The organism is Rothia sp. (in: high G+C Gram-positive bacteria) (genome assembly GCF_015265375.1).
In the GTDB taxonomy this organism is placed as follows: domain Bacteria; phylum Actinomycetota; class Actinomycetes; order Actinomycetales; family Micrococcaceae; genus Rothia.
This window is the reverse complement of record NZ_JABZXW010000002.1, coordinates 1-24599: the sequence shown is the minus strand read 5'-3', so window position 1 is coordinate 24599 and position 24599 is coordinate 1. Positions and strand designations below refer to the sequence as shown.

Below are 24599 nucleotides of genomic sequence, written 5' to 3'. Positions count from 1 at the left end.
GCGGAACACCCCCTAACCCTCTGACACTCGTCTCAAGACGAAGCCAAGAGCAGACCAGACACCCTGGGTATGTAGAAGGGGCGTGAATCCACCGAAATGGATTCACGCCCCTTCAACGCGTTTATATCAATGCACGATGCCGAGCTGCCTGTGCCGGGACAGCATCACTAAAAACCGGCATATGCATCGGTGGGAGAAACTCCCACAATCCTTCTTAGTACGCGCCTTCCTTAGCGAAAACCGCACGGACAGTACGCAGAAGAATAATGAAGTCACCGGTAAGCGACCAGTTCTCAACATAGTAGAGATCCAGACGAACCGACTCTTCCCACGAAAGATCACTACGACCCGAAACCTGCCACAGGCCGGTAATACCCGGCTTCACCAGAAGGCGGCGGTACGCAATATCCTCGTACTGCTCAACTTCCTCAACCAGCGGAGGACGCGGACCCACCAGCGACATATCGCCAATGAACACGTTCCACAGCTGAGGCAGCTCATCAATCGAGTACTTACGGATGAACTTACCAATGGGGGTAATACGCGGGTCGTCCTTCATCTTGAAGAGCACGCCGTTACCCTCGTTCTGCTCCATGAGGCGCTTCTTAACCTCTTCAGCATCAGTACGCATCGAACGGAACTTCACCATCTTGAAAAGCTCACCGTTCAGACCCACACGGTTCTGCAGGAAGAAGACCGGGCCGCCATCACGCTTAACCAGCAGAGCAACCACCAGGAACAGCGGGGAGAGCAGAATCAAACCCAGGCCCGAGGACACAACGTCCACAGCGCGCTTGAAGAACGCAGACAGACCGGTAATACGCGGAGTCGACACGTGCACCAGCGGCAGACCGTTCAGCGGCTGCATGTGCATACGAGGACCAGCAATATCGGTCGTAGCCGGAGCCATAATCAGCGAAATATGCGCATCCGCCAGCTTCCAACCCAGCAGACGAACCTGGTCCGGGCTCAAGTGGTGGCCATTAGTAACAGCGACCATGTGAATATCGTTCTCGCGGATAGCTTCCATAATGTCAGCCGGAGAAGTGCTGTAACCAAGCACGGGAATCGGCGCACCAGCAACAGTAGTGCCAGGAGTGAAACCGGGCAGGTAGAACGCAGCGGGGGACAGGCCGGAAGCAACCACATCCTTCAAATTCTTGTACAGGTGCTGACCGGTCGTCACATCAGAAATAATCATGACGCGAGTCAGCGCGCGACCGCGAGTACGCGAACGCACCAGGCCCTGACGAATAACCCAACGCTCCATCAGCAGGAAGAACAGACCCAGGGGATAAGCAATCAGCAGGTACATGCGAGTGACGTCAACCTTGAGGAAGAACGCCACAATAATCAGCAGACAGAAGAAATAAGTACTGCCGCGAGTAATGAGGCGGTACTCCTCAGTACCGAAACCCATAATGCGCAGGCTACGGGAACCATTCACCTGGAGAATAAACCACCAGCCAACGGTCAGGCCAATACCCAAGAAGATATAGTCCATCGCGGGTACGCGGCCATCGAGAACATTAATAGGCCAAACGTTCACATAGGGCAGGTCAGCATTTTCCCACCCGAAGCGAATTAGATGCGCAGCGACAACCGCAATAGCAATGGCGAAAAAATCGCCAAAGTAAAGGGCACGCTGAACCTTGGGATGCCAGCTTCGCCTGATAACGAAGTCTGAACCCCACATTTTTTTAAGACGATCTTGTACTTTCAACGGTGTAATCTTCCCCGGAAATTTGTCCTGTATTGCGGACTGAGAGCGGCGAATAGGCACATTTACCCCTAATTATCGGTGTAAGGGAGACGTGTCCTAGTCTTTGTCCTGATGAATGAGTGAACCCTTAATCTTGCTGAGTGAATAATGGCAGAGACTACGGCAAAGGCGCTGGTAAGACGCCTAGTGGAGCGTTATATGAGCTCGCTGAGCGCATAAACGTGTTCCGTAAACTATTCTACGGGGTCGGGGGTCTTCCGTCTCGAAGAATGAAGAGGCAAAGTCGCTCCGGTGTGATGAAATCAATCACAGAAAAAGAAGGGAATAAGAGCCTCCGGGAAGAATGCCTAGTGGAGCTAAGAAACTCCCAAAACTACCGGTATGTTTCACGCACCTGCAGAAAAACAATAACCGGCATATAAAAAGACAAATCCCGGAGGCTCAATAACAAGCCCTACGCACACGGCGTAAAAGGGACATTAAGGGCGCTCAAGCCCCGCACGATCCAAAATGAAATCAATCATAGGTTCATAGCGACGCGGCGGAACGTTATCATCCATCGGCACGCACACCGGCAAGTCCCCCTGCTCAGCCGCAACAAACAGACCCGGATCATTACAATCCGCAATGCCAATCGTCAGCAGCTTACGAGTAGACGCCGCATAACCACCCATACCGTGATCCGAAACCACCAGATCCGGGGTCACGCCGCGCGCCTCCAGCTGATCCAAAGCGATGCGCATCGGGCCGGGGAAATGCGTATGCTGCAGATTGCCGTACTGCTCAAACATCACGACATCCATAATCTGGCGGACGTCACCGTCGAGGAAGCGCTCGCCCTCCTCAATCTGAAGAACCTCAGCGCCCGCAGCCTTCGCCGCCGCAGCCATCACCGCGTAGATGGGGAACAGGCCCGCCGGGTGGCCGGTCGCAAACAGAATGCGGGAACCGGCGCGTACCGCCTCACCGAAAATGCGGGCGTACTCCTCCAACGCGCTGATGCACTGCTCGGCACCAATCGTGTCCTGACCGTGAGTATGCGAACGGTCCGGGTTCAGACCCGCGCGGCAGACCATTACCTCAAACACCGAATCGTAATCCCACTCGCGGGTCCACTGCACACCAAACTCAAGGTGCTCATTGCCATCCAGGAAACCCTGAATATGGTCCAGATTATTCTCGCGCGGGGTCGCTACCTCGCCGGTAATACGCACCGAATCCAGGTATGCGGCGAACTCATCGCGGCTCATGGAGAAAGACATTAAAACTCCTCACAACGTCAAAAATAAATTACTGCGAGATACCCTGACGTACCTCGGCATAAGCTTCAAGGGTCCTACGCGCAGTCTGATCCCAACCCATCGTGCGGGCACGCGCCGCGGCGTTCGCGCCCAACGAATGACGTAAATACGGGGCACGCACTAGACGCTCAATAGCCGCCGCCCAACGCTCCGGGGTACGAGGCGCCACCAGCAGACCCGTACGATGGTTCTCCACCGCATATCGCAAACCGTCAGCATCCGTAGCGAGCACCGCCGCGCCGCACGCCTGCGCCTCCAACGCCACCAGACCGAACGTCTCAGAGGACGAGGGGGAAGCCACAATATCGGCGGCGCGGAAAATATTCGCCAACTCAGACGCCGGAACTGGGGCCTTCAAATGCACCCGATCTGCCACGCCCAGCTGCTCCGCGCGCTCCAGGAGGCGGCGCTCATAATCCGAATCGGAACGACCAATAATATCTACATCCACCTGCAAATCATCCGGGAGCAGCGCGAGCGCCTCCACCAGCAGATGCGGGCCCTTCAGCGGCTGGGGCCTGCCAGCAAAAACAATGCGGCAACGAGTCTCCGAGGTGTCATTGAGCGGATGCACGCCCGGAATCGTATGGAAAATCGAAGTGTCGACACCCGGCGGGATAATGGCAAGCTTCTGCGCGTCCGTACCGTAGTACTCGCCCATCTGCTGCGCCTCCAGGGGAGTATTCACAATCACCCGGCTCGCGGAGCTACTCATCAGGTGCTCAGCGCGGTAGCGTTCCTGCGGTTCGGGCGCCTCGCCTTCGCCTCGGCGCGCATCCTTAGCGGCAGCCGTTGTGTGGGGAGTAAAGAGAACAGGAACGGGGGAGCCGGCACCCTTCGCCGACCACAGCTCGGATGCGCGAGCCGCCGCCTGCCCCGACAGCCAATAGTGGGCGTAAATAATATCCGGGGTGTACAGCGCCTGCTCCACGCACGCCCGCGCAAAATCATCGGTGACCGCAGCCAGCTCATTCTTAGAAAGACCACGGGCGGAAGGAAGATTAAGACTGTGGCGCACAAGGCGCTCGCCGGGCTGAGGCGGCTGACGGAACGGCGAATCAGCCGGAAGCGCCTCACCGCGGTCCAGGGTGAAAACCTCAACCCGCAGCTCCGGGTCCAGCTCCAGCATGGCATGCACCGACCGGGCAATATAGACGTTCATGCCGCCTGCATCTCCGCTACCGGGCTGCGCAAAAGGGTCGGTGTGCATGGAATACACGTGAACCGTCCGAACCGGCGGCAGAGTGCTCATCGATGCTTTCCTCTCTAAAGGGATACCTGACCTAGTGTAGCGCGACAGGACTTTCGCACAGAGGGAGGTCTAGAATTTACTAGAAGAGAGGCTGCTCAAGTACAGCCTGTAGTACCCGCCCGTCAGAAACGAAGGACCATGACTCACCCTCAGCAGCCTGCCGAACCGCTTTACTGCCCGCCCTGTGCTCCCGGCCAGGTGGAACGTAGCGCCACAATTGATCTTGACGCGCTGGAACATAACGTGCGCCGACTCAAGGAACTCATTGGCGACCGCGTGCTCATCGCAGTGATTAAGGCGGATGCGTACGGTCACGGCGCGTACCCGGTGGCACGTTCGGCTATCGCCGCCGGCACTGACCTGCTGGGCGTGGTGCACGTGAACGAGGCGCTGGAACTGCGTGCTGACGGTATTGATGCGCCGCTCATGGCGTGGCTGCACACCCCCTCTACCGACTTTGATGCGGCGCTACAGGAGAAGATTCGTCTGGGTGTTTCCGGCTGGGACCTGGAGGCGGTTGCCGCCGCCGCTGAACGCACCGGCGAGCGCGCTATCGTGCATTTGAAGGCTGATACCGGTCTGGGTCGTAACGGCGCCACCGCGGCGGATTGGCCTGCGCTGGTGGCTCGCGCTGCATCTCTGGAGGATGCCGGTCTGATTACGGTTGAGGGTATTTTCAGCCACCTCGCGGTTGCGGATGAGCCGACCCGCGCCGAGACTGCCCAGCAGCTTAATACCCTGGATACTTTTGTGGCTCGGGCACGCGAGGCTGGTCTGGAACCGAAGATTGTGCACCTGGCGAACTCGCCGGCGACCCTGACCGCCTCGCTGGAGGGCTGGGATACGGAGGAGCGTCTGCTCGGTGACGGTGTGCGTTGCGGCCTCGCGCTCTACGGTCTTTCCCCGCTACCGGAGGTCACCTCTGAGGACCTGGGCCTAAAGCCCGTCATGACGGTGGGTAGCTACATTGCCGCGGTGAAGGAAGTTCCTGCAGGTCAGGGCGTTTCCTACGGTTTGCGCTACCACACCGAGAAGGCGACCACTCTGGCGTTGGTGCCGCTCGGCTACGCGGACGGCGTTCCTCGCATTGCGGAGAATGCGCCGGTGCGCATCTACCCGGGTGCGCAGAACGCAGAGGACGGCACCGTACCTAACAACGCGGAGGGTACGAACTACCGCGTGGTCGGCCGCGTCGCCATGGACCAGATGGTCGTTGACCTGGGCGAACCCGGCCTGAGCGACCCCGCCCTGGGCTACCTGGGTGCCCCCGCCATCCTCTTCGGCGCCGGCGAGAACCCGCCCGTCGAAGAGTGGGCGGAAGCCGCGCAGACCATTAACTACGAAATCGTGACCCGCATTTCGCCCCGCGTGGAGCGCCTCTACACCGGCGGCTCCTGGGTTGAAGCTGAACTGAACGAGCTGTGGGGCACCGGCGAGGAGCAGGAGGGCTAATGAGCGCTGAATACATTTCTGCCGCCCTCGACCTGGACGTGACCGGCCCCGACCATACCCGCCGCCTGGCGCTCGCCCTGGCACAACACCTGAACGCCGGGGACGTATTGCTCCTCTCGGGTGAGCTCGGCGCGGGCAAGACCACGTTCACCCGCTCCCTGGGGGAGGGCCTGGGCGTGCGCGAGGGCGTTATCTCACCGACCTTCGTGCTCTCGCGCGTGCACCCGAACCTGCCGGACAGCCCTCGCCCCGGCGGCCCCGACCTGGTACATGTGGACGCCTACCGCCTCTCCAGCGCCGAAGAGCTCGACGACCTGGATCTGGAGTTTTCCCTGCCGCGCTCGGTGACCGTCATCGAGTGGGGCCGCGATAAGGCTGAGCATCTGAGTGATTCCCGCCTGGAGCTGGATTTTACCCGCCTGACCGGCGCGGATGCGCGCTTCGCCTACTCTGGTGCCGAAGAGTTCAGCTGGGACGACGAAGATGACGAAAGCGACGAGGACGCGGACACCCCCGAGCCTCGCCTGCTGCGGGTACGAGCCTTCGGCCCCCGCTGGGAGCACGCTTTCGACGCCCTGAAAGAAGCCCTGCAGAGCGCCTAGAGCCCGCGCGTTAGAATGATAGGGTGCTAGTACTTGCCCTTGATTCATCCGCCACCGCATCTGTGGCGCTCGCCCGTGTGCACGGCTCCGAAGCCGGCGCATCCTTCGAAATCCTCGCCCGTTACGAGAGCGAAGATACCCGCTCCCACGCTGAGGTGATGGGCCCCTACGCGCAGGCCGCCCTGCAGGACGCCGGCGTGCGCGGCGAAGATTTGGATGCGATTCTGACCGGTACCGGCCCGGGACCTTTTACGGGTCTTCGCGCCGGTATCGTTACTGCGCGCGCTCTGGGTTTTGCCTGGTCGGTGCCGGTGTACGGCATGATGAGCCTGACCGCACTGGCTGAGCATGCTGTGGCTGGTGCGGCTGCCGTTGAAAGTGCCGAGGGCACTGCAGTGGAAGAGAACGCAGAACGAGCATTCGCTTCTGCTGACCTTGCCGAAGGCGCCGAGCTGCTCGTACTCTCCGACGCGCGCCGCCGCGAAGTCTACTCCGCACGCTACCGCGTGGAGGCTGCAGGCTACACCCTGGTGGACGGCCCGAACGTATGCCCCGCCTCCGAAATTCTGCCCGGTAGGAGCCCCTCCTACGCCTACGGTTACGGTGCCGGCCTGTACGCCGAAACTCTCGAAGAGCATGGCTGGACTATCGTCGATTCCGCCCGGGAGGTTCACCCGCACGCCGAGTACCTGGTCGCCGCCGCGGCACGCCTGGGTGTGCAGAACCTGAGCGAGGACACCTCCGCCCAGTACCTGCGCGATTCGGATGCGAAGGTCCCCGCCGCGATGCTCGCCCGCCAGCAGAAGCAGGCGGCACAGGCTACCGGTCAGGCCACTGCACAGACTGCCGCGCAGAAGGAGAGCTAAATGAGCGCTACTGAGACTTCTGGGATTTCTGGGACTCCTGGGACTTCTGAAAATATCGTGCGGGATGACCTAGCTCTGGGCGCCCGCCTGCGCGTTGCCGAGCTCGCGGACGTGCAGGCAATGCACCGCATGGAAACCACCCTGTTTCCCGCCGACGCCTGGCACATCGACATGTTCCTCGCAGAGCTGACCCACCCGACCCGCACCTACTACATGCTCGAGCTGCCGGGGGAGAACCCGGAAAGCGGCGAGGGCGACTGGCGCGCCATCGGTTACTGCGGAACCATGGTCGTAGCCGACACCGCTGACGTTCAGACCATCGGCGTGCTCCCCGAGTACGAGGGTCACGGCTTCGGTCGCGCCATGCTTAATCAGATGCACGAGCGTGCCCGCGAGCAGGGTGCCGAGCGCATCCTGCTGGAGGTGCGTGCCGACAACCCGCGCGCCCAGCGCCTCTACGAACGCAACGGCTACCGCGCAATTCATGTGCGCCGAGGCTACTACGATGACGGAACCGACGCCATCATTATGGAATGCACGCTCTAAATAGCCCGTTGAGCTAAACGGTGCATCATTCCCAGTAAGACTTGGCGCCTTTCCGCCACATCACCTTTACACCACAGCATCAAGAAGCACTACGCACAGACAGCGCAACAGAAAGACGAACTATGAGCACTCGCGAACCCCTCGTTCTGGGTATCGAATCCTCCTGTGATGAGACCGGTATCGGCATTGTGCGCGGTGCACAGCTGCTCAGCAACACCATCTCCTCCTCCATGGAAGAGCACGTGCGCTTTGGCGGCGTGATCCCCGAAATCGCCTCCCGCGCCCATCTGGACGCCATGATTCCCGCCCTCAAGGCGGCACTCGCCGAAGCGGACATCACCCTCGACGAGGTGGATGCTATCGCCGTCACTGCCGGCCCCGGCCTGGCTGGCGCACTCATGGTGGGTGTCTCCGCGGCGAAGGCGCTCGCTATTGCCACCGGCAAGCCCCTCTACGGCATTAACCACCTGGTCGCCCACGTTGGCGTTGGCCTGCTCGAGGACAATGGCACCGAAGACGGCTCCGACCTGCTGGCGAATGCTGGCTCCGGTGGCCTGGGTGCGCTGCTGGTTTCTGGTGGCCACACCGAGATCCTGCAGGTGCGCGACATTACCTCCGATGTGCGTCTGCTCGGAGCGACCCTGGACGATGCCGCCGGCGAGGCCTACGACAAGGTCGCCCGCCTGCTCGGTCTGGACTACCCTGGTGGCCCCGCCATTGACCGCGCCGCCGCTGAGGGTAACCGCAACGCCTTCGTGTTCCCGCGCGGCCTGTCGAACCGCAAGTTCATGGGCACCGCCGAGGAGCCCGGCGCGCACCGCTACGATTTCTCCTTCTCGGGTCTGAAGACCGCCGTGGCGCGCGTGATTGAAAGCTTTGAGGCCGCCGGTGAAGAGGTCCCGGTTGCCGATATTGCCGCGTCCTTCCAGGAAGCGGTCGTGGACGTTATCACCAAGAAGGCGATGCTTGCCTGCCGTGAGCAGGGTATGAAGACCCTGCTGCTCGGCGGCGGCGTGGCGGCGAACTCGCGTCTGCGTGAGTTGCTTGCCGCCCGATGCGCCTCCGAGGGGGTACGCCTGATTATCCCGAAGTTCACCCTGTGCACCGATAACGGCGCGATGGTTGCGGCACTGGGCGCTCGCCTGGTTGTCGCGGGCCGCGAGCCCTCGGGTGTGGACTTCACGACGGACTCCTCGCTGCCGGTGACCACGGTCTGTTTTTAAACGGGCTGTTCTAAACGTCCTGCTTCAGAAGGGCAGTGCGAGCGCGCACAGCCGGCTCGCCTTAAAAATACTCATAGAAATGCCTCGGCACAGTCTCTCAACGGACTGCGCCGAGGCATTTTACGTATCTAAGTTTTCTTTCCGCGAGGGGTTAGCGCAGCGCTCGTGCACGAGACTGCGCGGCAACGTCCAGCGCCACCTCACGCAGAGAGCCGGTCTTTTCAAAGACCGCACGCTGGCGGTCCGCGCCGGTACCCTCGGCGAGGATGCGGCGCACCTGTGCCAGCTCCAGCTCGCAGTCAAGGTCGCGTGCCACCGGCTCCAGCTTGGGTAGCAGCAGCTCGAAGTCCTCGCGCAGGGTGCGCTGCTCCGGTGCGTTGGAAACCACGATCTTTGCGTCCAAGCCGTAGCGGGCAACGCGCCACTTGTTCTCCTGCGCGTGCCAGGGTGCCAGCACCTCAATGCTTTCGCCGGCCTCAATCTGGCGGGAGAAGTACTCCATCAGGCACTGCGTGAACGCCACGATTGCGGCAACATCCGGCAGGGAGGCAAGGCCGTCGCAGTAGCGCATCTCGATGGTGCCGTAGCGCGGAACCGGGCGCACATCCCAACGGTCCTCGCTCGGGTCGTTAATCACGTCGGTTGCCACGAGCGAATCGAGGTATTCGCTGTACTGCTCCCAGGTATCAAAGTGGAAGGGCAGACCGTTCGTGGGCAGCTGCTGGTAAAGCTGAGTGCGGTGCGAAGCGTAACCGGTGTCGATTCCATCCCAGTAGGGGGAAGAGCACGAAAGTGCCAGCAGATGCGGCCCGTAGTTGGTCAGCGCGTCAATAAGCGGCAGAACCTTATCGCGGGAGTCAACGCCCACGTGCACGTGCACGCCGTAAATGACCATGTGGCGGCCCCAGTACTGGGCACGCTCGACCACACGCTGGTAGCGTTCCTTCGCCACGACCGGCTGATCAGCCCAATGGGAGAAGGGGTGCGTGCCGGCGGGGTAGAACTCAATGCCCAGGTCATCGGTGATTTCACGGATGATATCGGTCAGCTCCTGCAGCTGGCGGCACGCCTCAGCGACGGTGTGGCAGATGCCGGTCACCACTTCGATGGTGTTCTCCAGGAATTCGCCGGTCACATGCGCGCGGTCGGAGGCGGGCTCGAGTAGCTCGGGGCGGCGCTCGCGCAGGATGGACAGCACCTCACCGGCGCGCTGGGTCAGTTCGCCGCTTTCACGGTCGATAAGTGCAATCTCCCATTCCACGCCGAGAGTGGACTGCGGGGAGGAAGCAAAGTCGATCATATGGCCTTTCCTGCGTCTGGAAATAGTGTCGTGCACAGTGCCGACTACGGAAGTTTGCTATCGGTGGGCTCTACCCGCCCGGGAACTAGAGGTGGTGAGCCTGCCCGGCGGGGGAGCGCCGTTGTCGGGCACCGTATCTAGTGTAAGGTCTGGCGGTGCTCAACGCCCTGTCGAGTGCATAATCCGGAACCGGTACCGTAACGAATCGTCACGAACGGTAACTGAGCACGGTGCTGGGTAGTCGGGGTTGGGCGAGGCTAGAGCGGGCGTACATGCCAGCCGACGCGGCGCGAGTCCCTGCCCGAACCGATGCGGGTAAAGACCAGCGTTGCCGGACGGTATGAGGACTCCTGCGTGCCCGAAGAAGAATTAGCATTCTTTTTCTGTTTCTTCTTAGAAGGCTTGGAACCCGCCGAACCCAGCAGACGCGCACGTAGCTGTTCCGGAACAATATCCACACCGCGCTTCTTAATCGTCAGCGCCGTAAAACCCTGCTCACGCACCCAACGCTTCAGCTGCTTCTCCTGCAGGGGAATCTCCTCCAGCACCTCGTAGCAAGCAACCAGCGGATGCTCCACCGGCTCGGTCGAGCACAGGTACGCCAGGTGCTCATCCAGCAGATGAGCGCCAATACTCTGCGCAAACTCCGCGACCAGGTGCGAGCGCACAATCGCCGGGGCGGGCTCCAGTAGGTACTCGCCGGGCTGCGGCAGGGACACCGGAACCTCCACGCTCTGTTCCGCCTCTGCCGCTGTGAGGGGGCTGCGGAAGCTCACCGCCTCATAGGGAGGCAACAGGGAACGGGTTTCGTTGGAGTCTTCGGTGGGGATTTCGTTAGAGCTTTCGTTGGGGCTTTCACCGAGACCGACTTCTTCAGCGGGCAGCTCGCGCACCGAAGTTGCCGTGCGAGCCACACCCTCCTGTGCCAGCGCGTTAAACCAGAGCACCAGCTCGGCGAGGGAGCCCTCCGACTGAATCCACTCCGCCTCAACGCGCGGGGTGGGGTTCGCCTCCGAGGCAATGTCCTCGGGGGAGGGGATGCCCTCGTGCGGAAAACCGGGGCCCAACTTTACGCCCATCGGCACGCCCGTGCGCGCCAGATTCAGTACGAAGGAGAATGGGGGAGAGAACGCCTCCGGATCAAACAGGCGTTCCGTTTGAGCCTTCTTCGCACCGCGCAGCTCGCGGCGTGCCGGGTCCATCCACACAATGCCCACCGGCTCACCGGCGGCGTCCAGCAGCTCACCGTGCACATAGTCGGTCACATCGCCCGAATACACGCGCGCCTGCGGGCAGAACTCAAGGTTCTTCGCCGCAAAAGAAGCCGTCAACGGGTCCAACTCCACCGCAACCACGGCGCCGCGATCCGCCGCATACACGGCAGAATCCGAGGCAATACCGCACCCCAAATCAGCCACCGTGCCGGCAACCGGGTGCAGACGCTGAGCGCGATAATGCGCAATCACCGGGCGGGTTGCCTGCTCGGCCGCCTCCTGGGTCAGCATGAGGACGCGGGCGCGCTCGCCGAACTTAGCGCGCGCACGGGTGCGGGCCTGCGCCAGGGAAATAATCTGCGCGGACTCCTCGGGGCTGAAACCGCGCGAACGCAGGGAAGTAACGGCGCTGAGGGTGTCCGAGTCCAGCGGGTAGAGCTCATCGGCTGCCGCGAGCGCTTCGGCGCTGAACGGCAGCTTAGCGGCAGGAGTAAAAGGGGAGGTAGGCATGCTCCTCATTTTACGGGGTGGCATGCCGCGGGTGCGTCCCGGGTACGCCTGCCGGAACCCCGCAGAAGCCCCCGCGTCGCCCGGCTTTTTGCTCGGCGTTCGCCTTGCGGTGAAACGCCCCGGCAGAGCGCCGCTTTTCTTGACCGAAAGCGCAGGTGAAATTAGAGTTGAGGTAGCACTCGAGACAGTACCTTGGGCGCGCCACTGCGCCGCTGTCTCGCATCAAACGTCAATCCACAATCCGGAGGAACCGATTATGGCCATCAAGCCGCTGGAAGACCGCGTCGTTATCAAGATCGAACAGGCTGAGCAGACCACCGCATCCGGTCTGGTTATCCCCGAAACTGCGAAGGAAAAGCCGCAGGAAGCACGCGTTGTCGCCGTTGGTCCGGGCCGCGTGGATGAGAAGGGCAACCGCATCCCCGTAGACATCAAGGAAGGCGACGTTGTTGTGTTCTCCCGCTACGGTGGCACCGAGGTCAAGTACCAGGGCGAAGAGTACCTGATTCTCTCCGCACGCGACGTTCTGGCAATCGTCGACTAATACTTTCAGATGCTCATGCGCCGTACCGCTCATCCGGTACGGCGCATGAGCTATCATCTGCCCCCTCAGAATTTTTCCTTTCTGTGACGCACTAGGAGTAGCGAACACATGGCTAAGCAGCTTGAATTCAACGATGCCGCCCGCAAGTCCCTGCAGGCTGGCGTCGATAAGCTGGCAAACGCGGTCAAGGTAACCCTCGGCCCGCGCGGGCGCAATGTTGTGCTCGATAAGCAGTGGGGTGCACCCGTCATCACCAACGACGGCGTGTCCATTGCCCGCGAAATTGAATTGGACGACCCGTACGAGAACCTGGGCGCCCAGCTGGCGAAGGAAGTCGCCACCAAGACCAACGACGTAGCCGGTGACGGTACCACCACCGCAACCGTGCTCGCACAGGCACTGGTCAACGAGGGCCTGCGCAACGTCACCAGCGGTGCGGCACCCGCCGACGTCAAGCGTGGCATTGAGGCTGCTGTGGAGGCTGTCTCCGCACGCCTGCTCGAGAACGCACGCCCCGTGCAGGGCCCCGAGGTGGCGCACGTTGCGGCTATCTCCGCGCAGTCCGAGCAGATTGGTGAGCTGCTGGCTCGCGCCTTCGAGAAGGTCGGTCAGGATGGCGTCATCACCATCGAGGACGGCTCCTCCACCGAAATTGAGCTGGACATCACCGAAGGTATGCAGTTCGACAAGGGCTACCTCTCGCCCTCCTTCGTGACCGACGCTGAGCGTGGCGAAGCAGTGCTGGAGAACAGCCTCGTGCTGCTCTACCAGGGCAAGATTTCCACCATCGCAGAGATCATGCCCGTGCTCGAGAAGATCGTTCAGGCGAAGAAGCCGCTGACCATCATCGCAGAAGACGTTGACGGCGAGGCGCTCTCCGCACTGGTCGTGAACAAGCTGCGCGGCACCATCAACGTGGTGGCTCTGAAGGCTCCCGGTTTCGGTGACCGCCGCAAGGCAATCATGCAGGACCTGGCAATCCTGACCGGCGGTACCGTCGTGACCGGCGAGCTCGGCATTGACCTGCCTCAGGTCACCCTGGAGCACCTGGGCTCGGCACGCCGCGTGACCGTCACCAAGTCCCACACCACCATCGTGGACGGCGGCGGCGACCCCGAGGCCATCGAGGACCGCGTGCAGCAGCTGCGCCGCGAAATTGAGCGCGTGGATTCCGAATGGGACCGCGAGAAGCTCAAGGAGCGCCTGGCTAAGCTCGCCGGCGGCGTGGGCGTTATCAAGGTCGGTGCCGCAACCGAGGTTGAGGCGAAGGAACGCAAGCACCGCATCGAGGATGCTGTGTCCTCCACCCGTGCAGCTCTGGAAGAGGGCATCGTCTCCGGCGGTGGTTCCGCACTGGTTCACGCGCTGAAGGCACTGGACGGCCTGGACCTGGGCAACCACGACGCAAACGTGGGTGTGCAGATTGTTCGCCGCGCCCTGGTCCAGCCGCTGCGCTGGATCGCTGAGAATGCCGGCGAGGACGGCTACGTCATCGTCTCCAAGGTCTCCGAGCTGCCCGTGGGTCACGGCTTCAACGCCAAGACCGGCGAGTACGTGGACCTCATCGAAGCCGGCGTGATTGACCCGGTGAAGGTGACCCGTTCGGCTCTGCAGAACGCTTCCTCCATCGCGGCTCTGGTGCTGACCACCGAGACCCTGGTGGTTGAGAAGCCCGAAGAAACTGAAGAAGACTAAATAGTGTGTGTGCCCGGTGCCGCCCCCTCCATCGTGGAGGCGGTACCGGGCACTCGCTGTCGGTAGGCTCGGGTGCGCTCGCCTCTGAGCGTGCTAGAACCTGCCGGCAGCCTCCCGCTGAGGGGTGCTTACTATGAGTGCTTCTCAGCAAAGAAACCTTTAGCGGTTTACTATAGAAGGTAAGCTGCTCCCGTTTGCGCTCAAACCACCTTGTGGGGTGCGAGCAGGCGGGTCGTACCGCATCTTGACATACGCAACGTATAGGCTGAGCTTCTCACCGATGAAGCCAGCATCCGAAAGGTAGACAATGACCATTCCCACCGCTCTGTCCGAGGACCCCTTCGGCTTCACCGGCCTGACCTACGATGACGTGCTGCTGCTGCCCGGCAACACCGACGTCATCCCCTCCGATGCGGACACCTCCACCCGCCTGTCCAAGCGCATCACCCTGAACACCCCCATCATTTCCGCGGCAATGGACACCGTGACCGACTCCGCTATGGCAATTGCTATGGCACGTCTGGGCGGTATGGGCGTTATCCACCGCAACCTCTCCATCGAGGACCAGGCTGCACACGTGGACCGCGTGAAGCGCTCCGAGTCCGGCATGATTATCAACCCCGTCACCATCGGTGCTGACGCAACCATCGCCGAATACGACGAGATTTGCGGCTACTACAAGGTTTCCGGTCTGCCCGTCGTCAGCGAAGAAGGCGTGCTGGAAGGTATCATCACCAACCGCGATATCCGCTACATCTCCCGCTCCGACTACGACGGCATTCGCGTTCGCGACATCATGACCCCCATGCCGCTGGTCACCGCGCACCCCAGCGTCACCAAGGACGAGGCATTCGCGCTGCTGTCCCACAACAAGATTGAGCGTCTGCCCCTGGTCGACGACGCAGGCAAGCTCGCCGGTCTGATTACCCTGAAGGACTTCGTCAAGACCGAGCAGTACCCCAAGGCCACCAAGGACGAGGACGGCCGCCTGCGTGCCGGCGCCGCTATCGGCTTCTTCGGTGACGGCTACGAGCGCGCAATGACCCTGGTCGAGGCTGGCGTCGACGCACTGTTCGTGGACACCGCAAACGGCCACTCCCAGGGCGTGCTTGACATGATTGCCCGCCTGAAGAAGGACCCCGCCGCAGCACACGTGGACGTCATCGGTGGCCAGGCTGCAACCCGCCTGGGCGCACAGGCAATCATCGACGCCGGCGCTGACGGTGTGAAGGTCGGCGTTGGCCCCGGCTCCATCTGCACCACCCGCATTATCGCCGGTGTTGGTGTTCCCCAGGTGACCGCTATTAACGAGTCCGCTAAGGCAGCAATCCCGGCAGGCGTGCCGCTGATCGCTGACGGCGGTATGCAGCACTCCGGCGAGATCGGCAAGGCACTGGTTGCCGGTGCTGACTCCGTGATGCTCGGCTCCCTGCTGGCTGGTACCACCGAGTCTCCCGGTGAGCTGATCTTCATGAACGGTAAGCAGTACAAGGCATACCGCGGCATGGGTTCGCTCGGCGCGATGCAGACCCGCGGCCGCCACAAGTCCTTCTCCAAGGACCGCTACTTCCAGGCTGACGTCTCCAGCGAAGAGAAGCTGATTCCTGAGGGTATTGAGGGCCAGGTTCCCTTCCGAGGCCCGCTCTCCGCAGTGATTCACCAGCTCGAAGGTGGCCTGCGCCAGACCATGTTCTACGTCGGTTCCCGCACCATCGAGGAGCTCAAGTACAAGGGTCAGTTCGTGCGCATCACCCCCGCAGGTCTGAAGGAATCGCACCCGCACGACATCATGATGACCGTTGAGGCACCGAACTACCGCGGCTAAAACGCCTCACCAACGATGATTCGCCGCATGGTGTGCACACCATGCGCCGTTGAGCCCGCCCCATACCCGTTCAGGGATCGGGCGGGCATCGGCGCGAATAACGCCCAGCGGCCCCCTCAAACCGAATTCGAAAGGATTCACCCCATGTCTGAAATTCAGATTGGCCTCTCCAAGAACGCCCGCCCCACCTACTCCCTGGACGATGTGGCGCTGGTGCCTACCCGCCGTACCCGCGACCGCCGTGACGTTGACACCTCCTGGCAGATTGACGCGTTTAAGTTCGACACCCCCATCATTGGTGCGCCCATGGACTCGGTCATGTCCCCGGCGACCGCTATTGCGCTGGGCAAGCTGGGTGGCCTGGGCGTGCTGAACCTCGAGGGCCTGTGGACCCGCTACGAGGACCCGCAGCCGCTGTTCGACGAGATTGTTGAGCTGCCCGAGGCGGACCCCGCCTCCGCGACCACCCGCATGCAGCAGATTTACTCCGAGCCGATTAAGCCGGAACTGATTACTGCACGCCTGGAAGAGATTCGTGACTCCGGTGTGGTTGTTGCAGGCTCCCTGAGCCCGCAGAACACCCAGGAGCACTACGAGACCGTGGTGAAGGCTGGCGTTGAGCTGTTCGTCATCCGCGGCGCATCCGTCTCTGCTGAGCACATTTCGACCTCGCACGAGCCGCTGAACCTGAAGAAGTTCATCTACGAGCTCGACGTTCCTGTCATCGTTGGTGGCGTGGCTGGCTACTCGCAGGCTAAGCATCTGATGCGTACCGGCGCAGCTGGCGTGCTGGTGGGCTTCGGCGGCGGTTCTGCACAGACCACCCGCCAGGGCCTGGGCATCTCCGCACCGATGGCAACCGCTATCGCTGACGTGGCTGCGGCACGTTCGGACTACCTGGATGAGTCCGGCGGTCGCTACGTGCACGTGATTGCTGACGGCTCCCTGGGCCGCTCCGGCGACATGGTGAAGGCGCTCGCACTGGGCGCTGACGCTGTCATGCTGGGTGCTCCGCTGGCTCGCGCATCCGAGGCTCCCGGCCAGGGCTGGTACTGGGGCAACGAGGCGCACTCGCTGGATTTCCCGCGCGGCGTGCGCACTCCGCTGGGTGTTGTCGGCTCCCTGGAGGAAGTCCTGTACGGTCCTTCGCACCACGTGAACGGCACCAGCAATATTGTCGGTGCGCTCAAGCGCGCAATGGCTAACTGCGGTTACCTGGACCTGAAGAAGTTCCAGAAGGCGGACCTGACCGTGGTCCCCGCGTACCGCGGCTAATGTAGCTTCATGAATCACCGCCCGGTGGCTGGTGGGTTTATCCCTCCGGCTACCGGGCGGTATTGGTTTGAGGTGTTCTTTTTGGATAGGGTGTGAGTCACCATCTTTGGGAGAATGAAATTTATGCCACGTTATGAAACCTTCTCGTTTTATGGTGGCGGGGATCATATTTTCACTGTAGTGTATCTAGTAAGGATATAGCTAGGGTCTATATTCTTTGGAAGAACTTCTGTAAAACTGCAAGTTCGACATGGTGTGGATATGCATATCGAAGGAGATTGGAAATGGCTATCTTCCCTGCTTCTGTTAAGAAGGGCCTGGCAGCTGTCGTGTTGGGCGCAACTGCCCTGACTGCTGTGCCTGCTGTTGTGGCCCCGGCTTCTGCCGCATATGGTGTCAAGAACGTTGAGGGGGGTGTTTGGAAGTATGGCACCAGTTGGTACTCTGTGTGGTCTCATTATGATAATGAATGGACGCGGCATGGTGCCAGTGTTTATGGTTCTGAGTGGGTTAGCTCGAAGTGTAAGAACGAGTGGGAGGGGTTCGCTGTAGCTCAGAGTTGGCGTAGCTGGGATCATACCAACGAGGCCTACTATAAGCTCGATTGCTAAGAGCGTGGATATTGAGTCTGTTGCAGGTAGTTTGTGATTTGGCTCTTGTCTCTGAAATGTAATTGAGTAATACAACTAGGGCGGGCTGTCTGAGTAAAATATTCAGGTGGTCCGCTCTGTGTTGAGATGGATTTGTACTTAAATCTATCCTGCGTCGACTGGTGGTCTGAGATGGGGTATTTTGTTGGAATTAGTTGAGATATGAGGCGTGTGGAATTATATGGTGGTGCGGTCGGCTTCTGAAGTTAACGTATTAGTGCGTGCATGTTTATGAAGTTGGATTAGAATGGAGTTTCTGGTGTTAAATATTGGATAGTGCCTACCTTGATGTGCCCTTTTTGGTAAGGTGTGAGTCACCATCTTTGGGAGAATGAAATTTATGCCACGTTATGAAACCTTCTCGTTTTATGGTGGCGGGGATCATATTTTCACTGTAGTGTATCTAGTAAGGATATAGCTAGGGTCTATATTCTTTGGAAGAACTTCTGTAAAACTGCAAGTTCGACATGGTGTGGATATGCATATCGAAGGAGATTGGAAATGGCTATCTTCCCTGCTTCTGTTAAGAAGGGCCTGGCAGCTGTCGTGTTGGGCGCAACTGCCCTGACTGCTGTGCCTGCTGTTGTGGCCCCGGCTTCTGCCGCATATGGTGTCAAGAACGTTGAGGGGGGTGTTTGGAAGTATGGCACCAGTTGGTACTCTGTGTGGTCTCATTATGATAATGAATGGACGCGGCATGGTGCCAGTGTTTATGGTTCTGAGTGGGTTAGCTCGAAGTGTAAGAACGAGTGGGAGGGGTTCGCTGTAGCTCAGAGTTGGCGTAGCTGGGATCATACCAACGAGGCCTACTATAAGCTCGATTGCTAAGAGCGTGGATATTGAGTCTGTTGCAGGTAGTTTGTGATTTGGCTCTTGTCTCTGAAATGTAATTGAGTAATACAACTAGGGCGGGCTGTCTGAGTAAAATATTCAGGTGGTCCGCTCTGTGTTGAGGTGAACCTATGTTTAAAAAGCTGATTCGAATTGGTCGGTGTATGCCGGGGCTTGCCAGCGTCTATGTCTGGGCGGTTGTTGCTTCGCTGTTCTTTCCTTTCTTCATGTTGTCGAGTATTAACTCCGAGGTGACTCTTGGATATACCCGTAACCTCCAGATTCCTTCCCTTGACCCAAGCGTCAAAACTCGTGAATTTCTGGAAAGTATGTGCATCGAAGCTGATAAGAATAACATTGCTGTGGCACGTCGCACGCGCAATGCGTCCGACCCCATGCACGGTATTGTGCTTGAGTTTTGCGGTGCTGATGTATCCGTGCGAGAGTGGGAGCAGGCGGGGTATCCCTCCTACGCCCCTGAAGATCGGGTTGATACTAAGGCGCTTGACCCGGTCGCTGTAACGGAAGCCCGAGGTCTCTATAACCTCTATGGGGGTACTGAACAACAGCGTGCCCAGTTGATTACGTCCCTGCGTGAACGTGGAGCAAGAGTTGTTGAATACGACGTTCTTGGCTTCCGGAGTGTCCTTGGGTATTATGTCGGAACCCCCAGCGGCTATGCATTTGTTGCGACCTGTCTTGCTCTTGCTGTAGCTCTGATAGGTGCTGTGTTGCGACAGACTAAAAAGAGTGCGCGTATGCGTTTGCATGGGGCATCACATAACCAGGTCTACCGAACACAGCTGGTAGATTCAGGGCCGTTTTTTGTGGCTGGGGCTATGGCACTTTATGTTCTCTTCTACGTTTTTCTTGCCTTCTACAACTCATGGGCGTTCGCTGCCTTGACCCTCAAAACACAACTTATCCTGCTTGCATGGATGCTGGGTCTCATGTTACTGCTTCACTATGTAGCATGTATGTTTACGACTGCGCTGCCTATCGGTCAAGCACTCAAAGGCAAGCTGCCCACACGTATAACCTATATGGCCAGCTGGTCATGTCGTGCACTCGCGTTAGTTCTTATTACCACTATTCTCATGATGCTGGCGCACACCACCCAGCAATTATATGCACTCAATGCATCTCGCGCTGCGGTGCTTCAGGGGAACGGGTACACAGTATCGTTTAATGGCTTCCGCTACGAGAAGAGTGATGAGCAGAACCTGCAACAATGGGTTAGAAAACAAGTTGAATTTGATAATGTCATTCTAGCTAATGCCGAAAACCCTATTTACACCTCCAGCGACTCTCTCCGCTCGCACCAGAACGGAGGGGATGATACGGATTCCGCGGAGCCCACTCAGGGCCTTGGTCGCACTTTCCTGTACGTCAATAGGGCGTATGTAGAAAGCAACCCGAGTTCTTTGCCAGATGGTCTTCCTTCTGTAGAAGAGCTAGAAACGCGCACAGGTATAAGTATCTACTACCCCAGAGAGCTAGAAAGCCAATCCGAGGACGTTAAGCGTCTTGCCGCTGTTACTCTGGACCAGGCATACAACTTAACGTCCACAAATATGTCAGAGGATTCTACTGCAATGCACTCGGAATTTCGCGCCTACGATTCCATGACGAGATCCTACACATATGGCGACCGCATTATTGCAAATTACTTCGTACAGAACCCCGTTATCATATACGTGCCGAAACACGTACTGATTGAGAGCTCGGAAATGCTTACTGGAGCCTTTAGCCAGAGCGGGGCTTTTGTGAAAGAGCGGCAGCAAGCGCTTGATTCTTTGGAAGGTACCACCGCTCGCGGTTATGTGGGAGAGATTCTGCCTGTGAGCGATAGGTACTTTGGCCTGTTGGCTAAAATGCAGAGTGAACAGCGCATTAGTATATATGCGCTCTTTGTTCTCTCCATACTAGGGGTTGTGACACTTCTAGAGTACGCGCGCGTGTACTGTGTGGAGCATCAACAGCGCATTGCCAGGTCCTTCACCTACGGCATGCACCCGGCCGGGACCTTCCGTGGAGTACTCATCGGCGAGTTAATTTTGACAATTCTCGTGTTTTTCTACGGTATTTTCCAGCTGACGGCCATGTTACGCGAACAGTATCTCACCGCTGGAGGTGAAACTTCAAACGCCATGACTGTACTGGCTGCGGGGCTCTTCGCACTTACCCTTCTTGTATCCAGCGGTATGAGCTTGCTCGCCTTCACCTATACGTATCGCTCTACCGTATCCCGTCACGCACGAAAGGAAATGTACTGACTTGATTCCCCTCTTAACTCCAAATAAACCCGTGCGTGCAGAAGGCACTATGTCGGAAAGGCTGCTTAGCGTTACCGGCGGTACCGTAAGCATCTCCGGGCGAATCATCTTCTCCGATGCTCACCTCAGTGTAGCTCCGGGTGAAATGATAGCCCTTACCGGCGCCTCGGGAAGCGGCAAGACGACCCTACTCAATTGCCTGGGAACCCTCGCAGATTTTAGCGCGGGAGAGTACTCCTTCCAAGGAACAATGTTGAGCGGCTCATCCTCGCGAACCCGCCGTCATTTCCGCCGTGATAGTCTAGGATATCTCTTCCAGAACTATGCCCTGGTAGAAGGGGAGAGCGTTGAAAAGAATGTCCTTGGACCGCTCGCGGTTATGCCGCGTTCGCAGCGCCCGAGCCGTAAAGAGCTAGAGTCCGTCCTCAAGCGGGTCGGGCTGGCTAACCGTGAGAAGTCTCTTATCTACCAACTCTCGGGTGGTGAGCAACAGCGCGTGGCGCTTGCTGGGCTTATGTTGAAGCAACCGTCCCTGATTCTGGCGGATGAGCCGACTGGTGCCCTGGATGCCGAGAATGAGGCGCAGGTACTTGATATTCTGCGGGAGCTGGTGAACGCTGGGGCCTGTGCCATTATTGCTACGCACAGCGATGCGGTGGCTGACTTCTGCGACCGGCGTATTGATATGTCTCAGTTCAAGGGATAAACGAAGAGGATTGTTTTTTGCAATGTACCGCCTGGCTATGGAGACGTTAGCTCCGTTGCCGGGCGGTGCTTTCTTATACTGGCTGTCTTTATGAGGTGAAATGACCGGCAAAGTGCGGAATAGTTCCCGCGCCGCGGGTGTTCAACCCCACAACGCGATAGCGTAATATAGATATATCCCCGCGCAAGTGCGCGGATTAGTACCAACACGTTGAGGTAATTTTCGTGACCAACTCTGTGAACCTGGACCAGCTCGAAGAGCGTCCCGTCCTGGTGGTAGATTACGGTGCACAGTACGCGCAGCTCATTGCTCGTCGCGTGCGTGAAGCCGGCATCTACTCCGAAATCGTCCCCCACTCCATGAGCACTGAGAAGATGCTCGCCAAGAACCCGGCAGCCATCGTGCTCTCCGGTGGCCCCTCCTCGGTCTACGCCGATGGCGCACCCAAGGGTGACAAGGCCCTGTTCGAAGCTGGCGTGCCGATCTTCGGTATCTGCTACGGCTTCCAGGTGATGGCCCAGACCCTCGGCGGCACCGTCGCCCAGACCGGTCTGCGCGAATACGGCGCAACCGACGCTGTGATCTGCGCTGAGAACTCCTCCTTCCTCACCGGCACCCCCACCACCCAGAACGTGTGGATGTCTCACGGTGACTCCGTGACCGAAGCCCCCGAAGGCTTCGAGGTGCTGGCAAAGACCCCCGGCGCATCCGTGGCAGCATTCGTGGACGAGTCCCGCAAGCTCGGCGGCGTGCAGTGGCACCCCGAGGTGAAGCACTCCGACTACGGCCAGGTCGCCCTGGAGAACTTCCTCTACAATGTGGCAGGCCTGAAGCCCACCTGGTCTACCAACAACATCATCGAAGAGCAGGTCGCAAAGATTCGCGAGCAGGTCGGTAGCGACCGCGTCATCTGCGCGCTCTCCGGCGGCGTTGACTCCTCCGTGGCAGCAGCTCTCGTGCACAAGGCTGTCGGCGACCAGCTCACCTGCTTCTTCATCGACCACGGTCTGCTCCGTGAAGGCGAGCGCGAACAGGTCGAGCAGGACTACGCAGCATCTATGGGCATTAAGGTCATCACCATCGACGAGTCGGAGCGTTTCCTCTCCGCGCTCGATGGCATCACCGAGCCCGAGGCGAAGCGTAAGGCTATCGGCCGCGAGTTCATCCGCTCCTTCGAAGAGGCACAGCGCAAGCTGATTGCTGAAGCTGGCGAAGAGGGCGCAGACATCAAGTTCCTGGTCCAGGGCACCCTGTACCCGGACGTTGTCGAGTCCGGCGGCGGCGACGGCACCGCAAACATTAAGAGCCACCACAACGTGGGCGGCCTTCCCGACGACCTGACCTTCGAACTGGTTGAGCCGCTGCGCACCCTGTTCAAGGACGAGGTTCGCGCTATCGGTCGTGAGCTCGGCGTTCCCGAGAAGATCGTGGCACGTCAGCCGTTCCCCGGCCCCGGCCTGGGCATCCGCATTGTCGGCGAGGTTAACCGCGAGAACCTGGAGACCCTGCGTGCCGCTGACGCTATCGTGCGTGAAGAGCTGACCGCAGCAGGTCAGGATGAGCACATCTGGCAGTGCCCCGTGGTTCTGCTGGCTGGCGTTCGCTCCGTGGGCGTTCAGGGTGACGGCCGTACCTATGGCCACCCGATTGTTCTGCGCCCGGTCTCTTCGGAAGACGCAATGACCGCTGACTGGTCGCGCCTGCCGTACGACCTGCTGGCTAAGATCTCGAACCGTATTACCAACGAGGTCAAGGACGTTAACCGAGTGGTGCTGGACGTTACCTCCAAGCCCCCGGGAACCATTGAGTGGGAGTAATCCCGCTTTGGGCTACCTAGCTTTGTAGCTGGGAGCCTGTGAAGGAGCCGCCCGGTGCATCCGAATGTGGATGCGCTGGGCGGCTCCTTTTGTATCTTCCTAACGTGAAAATAGCGGGTTGAAAGATAGAGGGGGGTTGTCGTAGTACCAAGTGAAAAATATAATGTAGCTACGTAGTAACATCTTTATGTTTTGCGTTGTGAGTAGAAGAGGGAGATCATGACCGTAATGACCAGCCGCGAGTTCAACCAGAATCTCGCTAAAGCCCAAAAACAGGCACAACATTCACCCGTAATTATTACAAAGCGTGGTGAACCTACGTATGTCCTCATGACCTACGAAGAATACTCACGCAACCAGAATGAGGGAACCTCCCTCTACGACTTCTTTGTAAACTACCCTCAACCTGCTGAAGGTATGGACCTGCCCGAAGAATTTCCCACGGCAGAACGTTCCGCATATCAGCGTCCCGGTGTAGAGTTCTAAGGGGTAACGATGTACCTTCTTGACACCAATATCATTTCTGAGTTGTGGAAGCTCTCTCGCGGAAAAGCTGACCCCGTTTTCGAATCGTGGTTTCGCCAAGAATCAGAAAAACCACTCTATATCAGCGTAGTGACCCTAATGGAACTAGAACGCGGTGTGCTTGCTATGGAGCGAAAAGATCCGACACAAGGCGCTTATCTGCGCGAGTGGTTTTTGGCAGTTCGAGAGAAATTTCAGAAGCGAACTCTTGTTATTGACGGGGCTGTAGCTGATTGTTGCGCTGGACTTCACGTGCCGGATAAAGCGCCGGAGAACGATGCCTGGATTGCTGCGACCGCGCTGGTACATGGCCTTACTCTCGTAACGCGCAACGTCAAAGATTTTGAGCGCCTCCCGGTTCGACTCCTCAACCCCTTCGAACCCGCAATATAGCGAAGGCAAGGCCTGTGAAGGAGCCGCCCGGTGCATCCGAATGTGGATGCGCCGGGCGGCTTCTGGCATCAAG

General features: G+C 59.3%; 19 protein-coding genes. 14 read left to right on the top strand and 5 right to left on the bottom strand.

All coding sequences use genetic code 11. The features are described 5' to 3' along the window. Positions 1–214 precede the first annotated feature (214 nt). The 3 genes from HXO69_RS00630 to HXO69_RS00620 all read right to left on the bottom strand — a co-directional run bounded on the left by HXO69_RS00630 (position 215) and on the right by HXO69_RS00620 (position 4276). A complete protein-coding gene (locus HXO69_RS00630) occupies positions 215–1696 on the bottom strand; it encodes a sugar transferase (protein ID WP_296544704.1) in 1482 nt (493 codons plus the stop codon). A 506-nt stretch (positions 1697–2202) separates the two neighbouring features. Beyond that, on the bottom strand, positions 2203–2985 hold the full coding sequence (locus HXO69_RS00625; RefSeq protein ID WP_296544702.1) for a phosphatase: 783 nt from the start codon (positions 2983–2985) through the stop codon (positions 2203–2205). Positions 2986–3013: 28 nt separating this feature from the next. Beyond that, positions 3014–4276, bottom strand: a complete 1263-nt coding sequence (locus tag HXO69_RS00620) for a glycosyltransferase (protein WP_296544700.1) — start codon at positions 4274–4276, stop codon at positions 3014–3016. Between the two features lie 138 nt (positions 4277–4414). Between HXO69_RS00620 and alr the strand changes: the two genes are divergently transcribed. The 5 genes from alr (at position 4415) to tsaD (ending at position 8965) form a co-directional block, all read left to right on the top strand. Further along, on the top strand, positions 4415–5728 hold the full coding sequence (gene alr, locus HXO69_RS00615) for an alanine racemase (RefSeq protein ID WP_296544699.1): 1314 nt from the start codon (positions 4415–4417) through the stop codon (positions 5726–5728). After that, positions 5728–6330, top strand: coding sequence for a tRNA (adenosine(37)-N6)-threonylcarbamoyltransferase complex ATPase subunit type 1 TsaE (gene tsaE, locus HXO69_RS00610; protein WP_296544697.1), 603 nt, complete (start codon positions 5728–5730; stop codon positions 6328–6330). Before alr ends, tsaE begins: the two co-directional genes overlap by 1 nt. 23 nt (positions 6331–6353) lie before the next feature. Beyond that, positions 6354–7196: a tRNA (adenosine(37)-N6)-threonylcarbamoyltransferase complex dimerization subunit type 1 TsaB gene (gene tsaB, locus HXO69_RS00605; RefSeq protein WP_296544695.1), complete on the top strand. Its 843-nt coding sequence runs from the start codon at positions 6354–6356 to the stop codon at positions 7194–7196. Further along, complete coding sequence (gene rimI / locus HXO69_RS00600; protein WP_407072250.1) at positions 7197–7742, top strand: ribosomal protein S18-alanine N-acetyltransferase; 546 nt, start codon at positions 7197–7199, stop codon at positions 7740–7742. 122 nt (positions 7743–7864) lie between these two features. Next, a complete protein-coding gene (gene tsaD, locus HXO69_RS00595; RefSeq protein WP_296544694.1) occupies positions 7865–8965 on the top strand; it encodes a tRNA (adenosine(37)-N6)-threonylcarbamoyltransferase complex transferase subunit TsaD in 1101 nt (366 codons plus the stop codon). Between the two features lie 151 nt (positions 8966–9116). Here the strand turns inward: tsaD and HXO69_RS00590 are convergent, their stop codons facing one another. Together HXO69_RS00590 and HXO69_RS00585 are read right to left on the bottom strand one after the other, a co-directional pair. Then, positions 9117–10265, bottom strand: coding sequence for a glutamate--cysteine ligase (locus tag HXO69_RS00590; protein ID WP_296544692.1), 1149 nt, complete (start codon positions 10263–10265; stop codon positions 9117–9119). A gap of 257 nt (positions 10266–10522) precedes the next feature. Then, complete coding sequence (locus tag HXO69_RS00585) at positions 10523–11989, bottom strand: THUMP-like domain-containing protein (protein ID WP_407072249.1); 1467 nt, start codon at positions 11987–11989, stop codon at positions 10523–10525. 256 nt (positions 11990–12245) lie between these two features. On the opposite strand from HXO69_RS00585, the gene groES reads away from it, so the two are divergent. From groES to HXO69_RS00540, 9 genes are all read left to right on the top strand, one after another. Beyond that, positions 12246–12533, top strand: a complete 288-nt coding sequence (groES, locus tag HXO69_RS00580) for a co-chaperone GroES (protein WP_005505066.1) — start codon at positions 12246–12248, stop codon at positions 12531–12533. Positions 12534–12641: 108 nt separating this feature from the next. Continuing rightward, entirely contained in the window at positions 12642–14228 is a 1587-nt protein-coding gene (gene groL / locus HXO69_RS00575; protein WP_296544688.1) for a chaperonin GroEL, read from the top strand. A gap of 307 nt (positions 14229–14535) precedes the next feature. Continuing rightward, on the top strand, positions 14536–16053 hold the full coding sequence (gene guaB / locus HXO69_RS00570) for an IMP dehydrogenase (protein WP_296544686.1): 1518 nt from the start codon (positions 14536–14538) through the stop codon (positions 16051–16053). Positions 16054–16197: 144 nt separating this feature from the next. Next, positions 16198–17328, top strand: coding sequence for a GuaB3 family IMP dehydrogenase-related protein (locus HXO69_RS00565; RefSeq protein ID WP_070675850.1), 1131 nt, complete (start codon positions 16198–16200; stop codon positions 17326–17328). A 1612-nt stretch (positions 17329–18940) separates the two neighbouring features. Beyond that, positions 18941–21085 (top strand): hypothetical protein, encoded by a 2145-nt coding sequence (locus tag HXO69_RS00560; protein WP_296544684.1) that lies wholly within the window; start codon positions 18941–18943, stop codon positions 21083–21085. Position 21086: 1 nt separating this feature from the next. Then, positions 21087–21791 carry an ATP-binding cassette domain-containing protein gene (locus tag HXO69_RS00555; protein WP_296544683.1) on the top strand — a complete coding sequence of 235 codons (705 nt, stop codon included), beginning with the start codon at positions 21087–21089 and terminating at the stop codon, positions 21789–21791. A 224-nt stretch (positions 21792–22015) separates the two neighbouring features. Next, positions 22016–23608 carry a glutamine-hydrolyzing GMP synthase gene (gene guaA / locus HXO69_RS00550; RefSeq protein ID WP_296544681.1) on the top strand — a complete coding sequence of 531 codons (1593 nt, stop codon included), beginning with the start codon at positions 22016–22018 and terminating at the stop codon, positions 23606–23608. 219 nt (positions 23609–23827) lie between these two features. Then, on the top strand, positions 23828–24094 hold the full coding sequence (locus tag HXO69_RS00545; protein WP_296544679.1) for a type II toxin-antitoxin system Phd/YefM family antitoxin: 267 nt from the start codon (positions 23828–23830) through the stop codon (positions 24092–24094). Between the two features lie 9 nt (positions 24095–24103). Beyond that, positions 24104–24526 (top strand): type II toxin-antitoxin system VapC family toxin, encoded by a 423-nt coding sequence (locus tag HXO69_RS00540; protein WP_296544677.1) that lies wholly within the window; start codon positions 24104–24106, stop codon positions 24524–24526. The last annotated feature ends 73 nt before the right edge of the window (positions 24527–24599 follow it).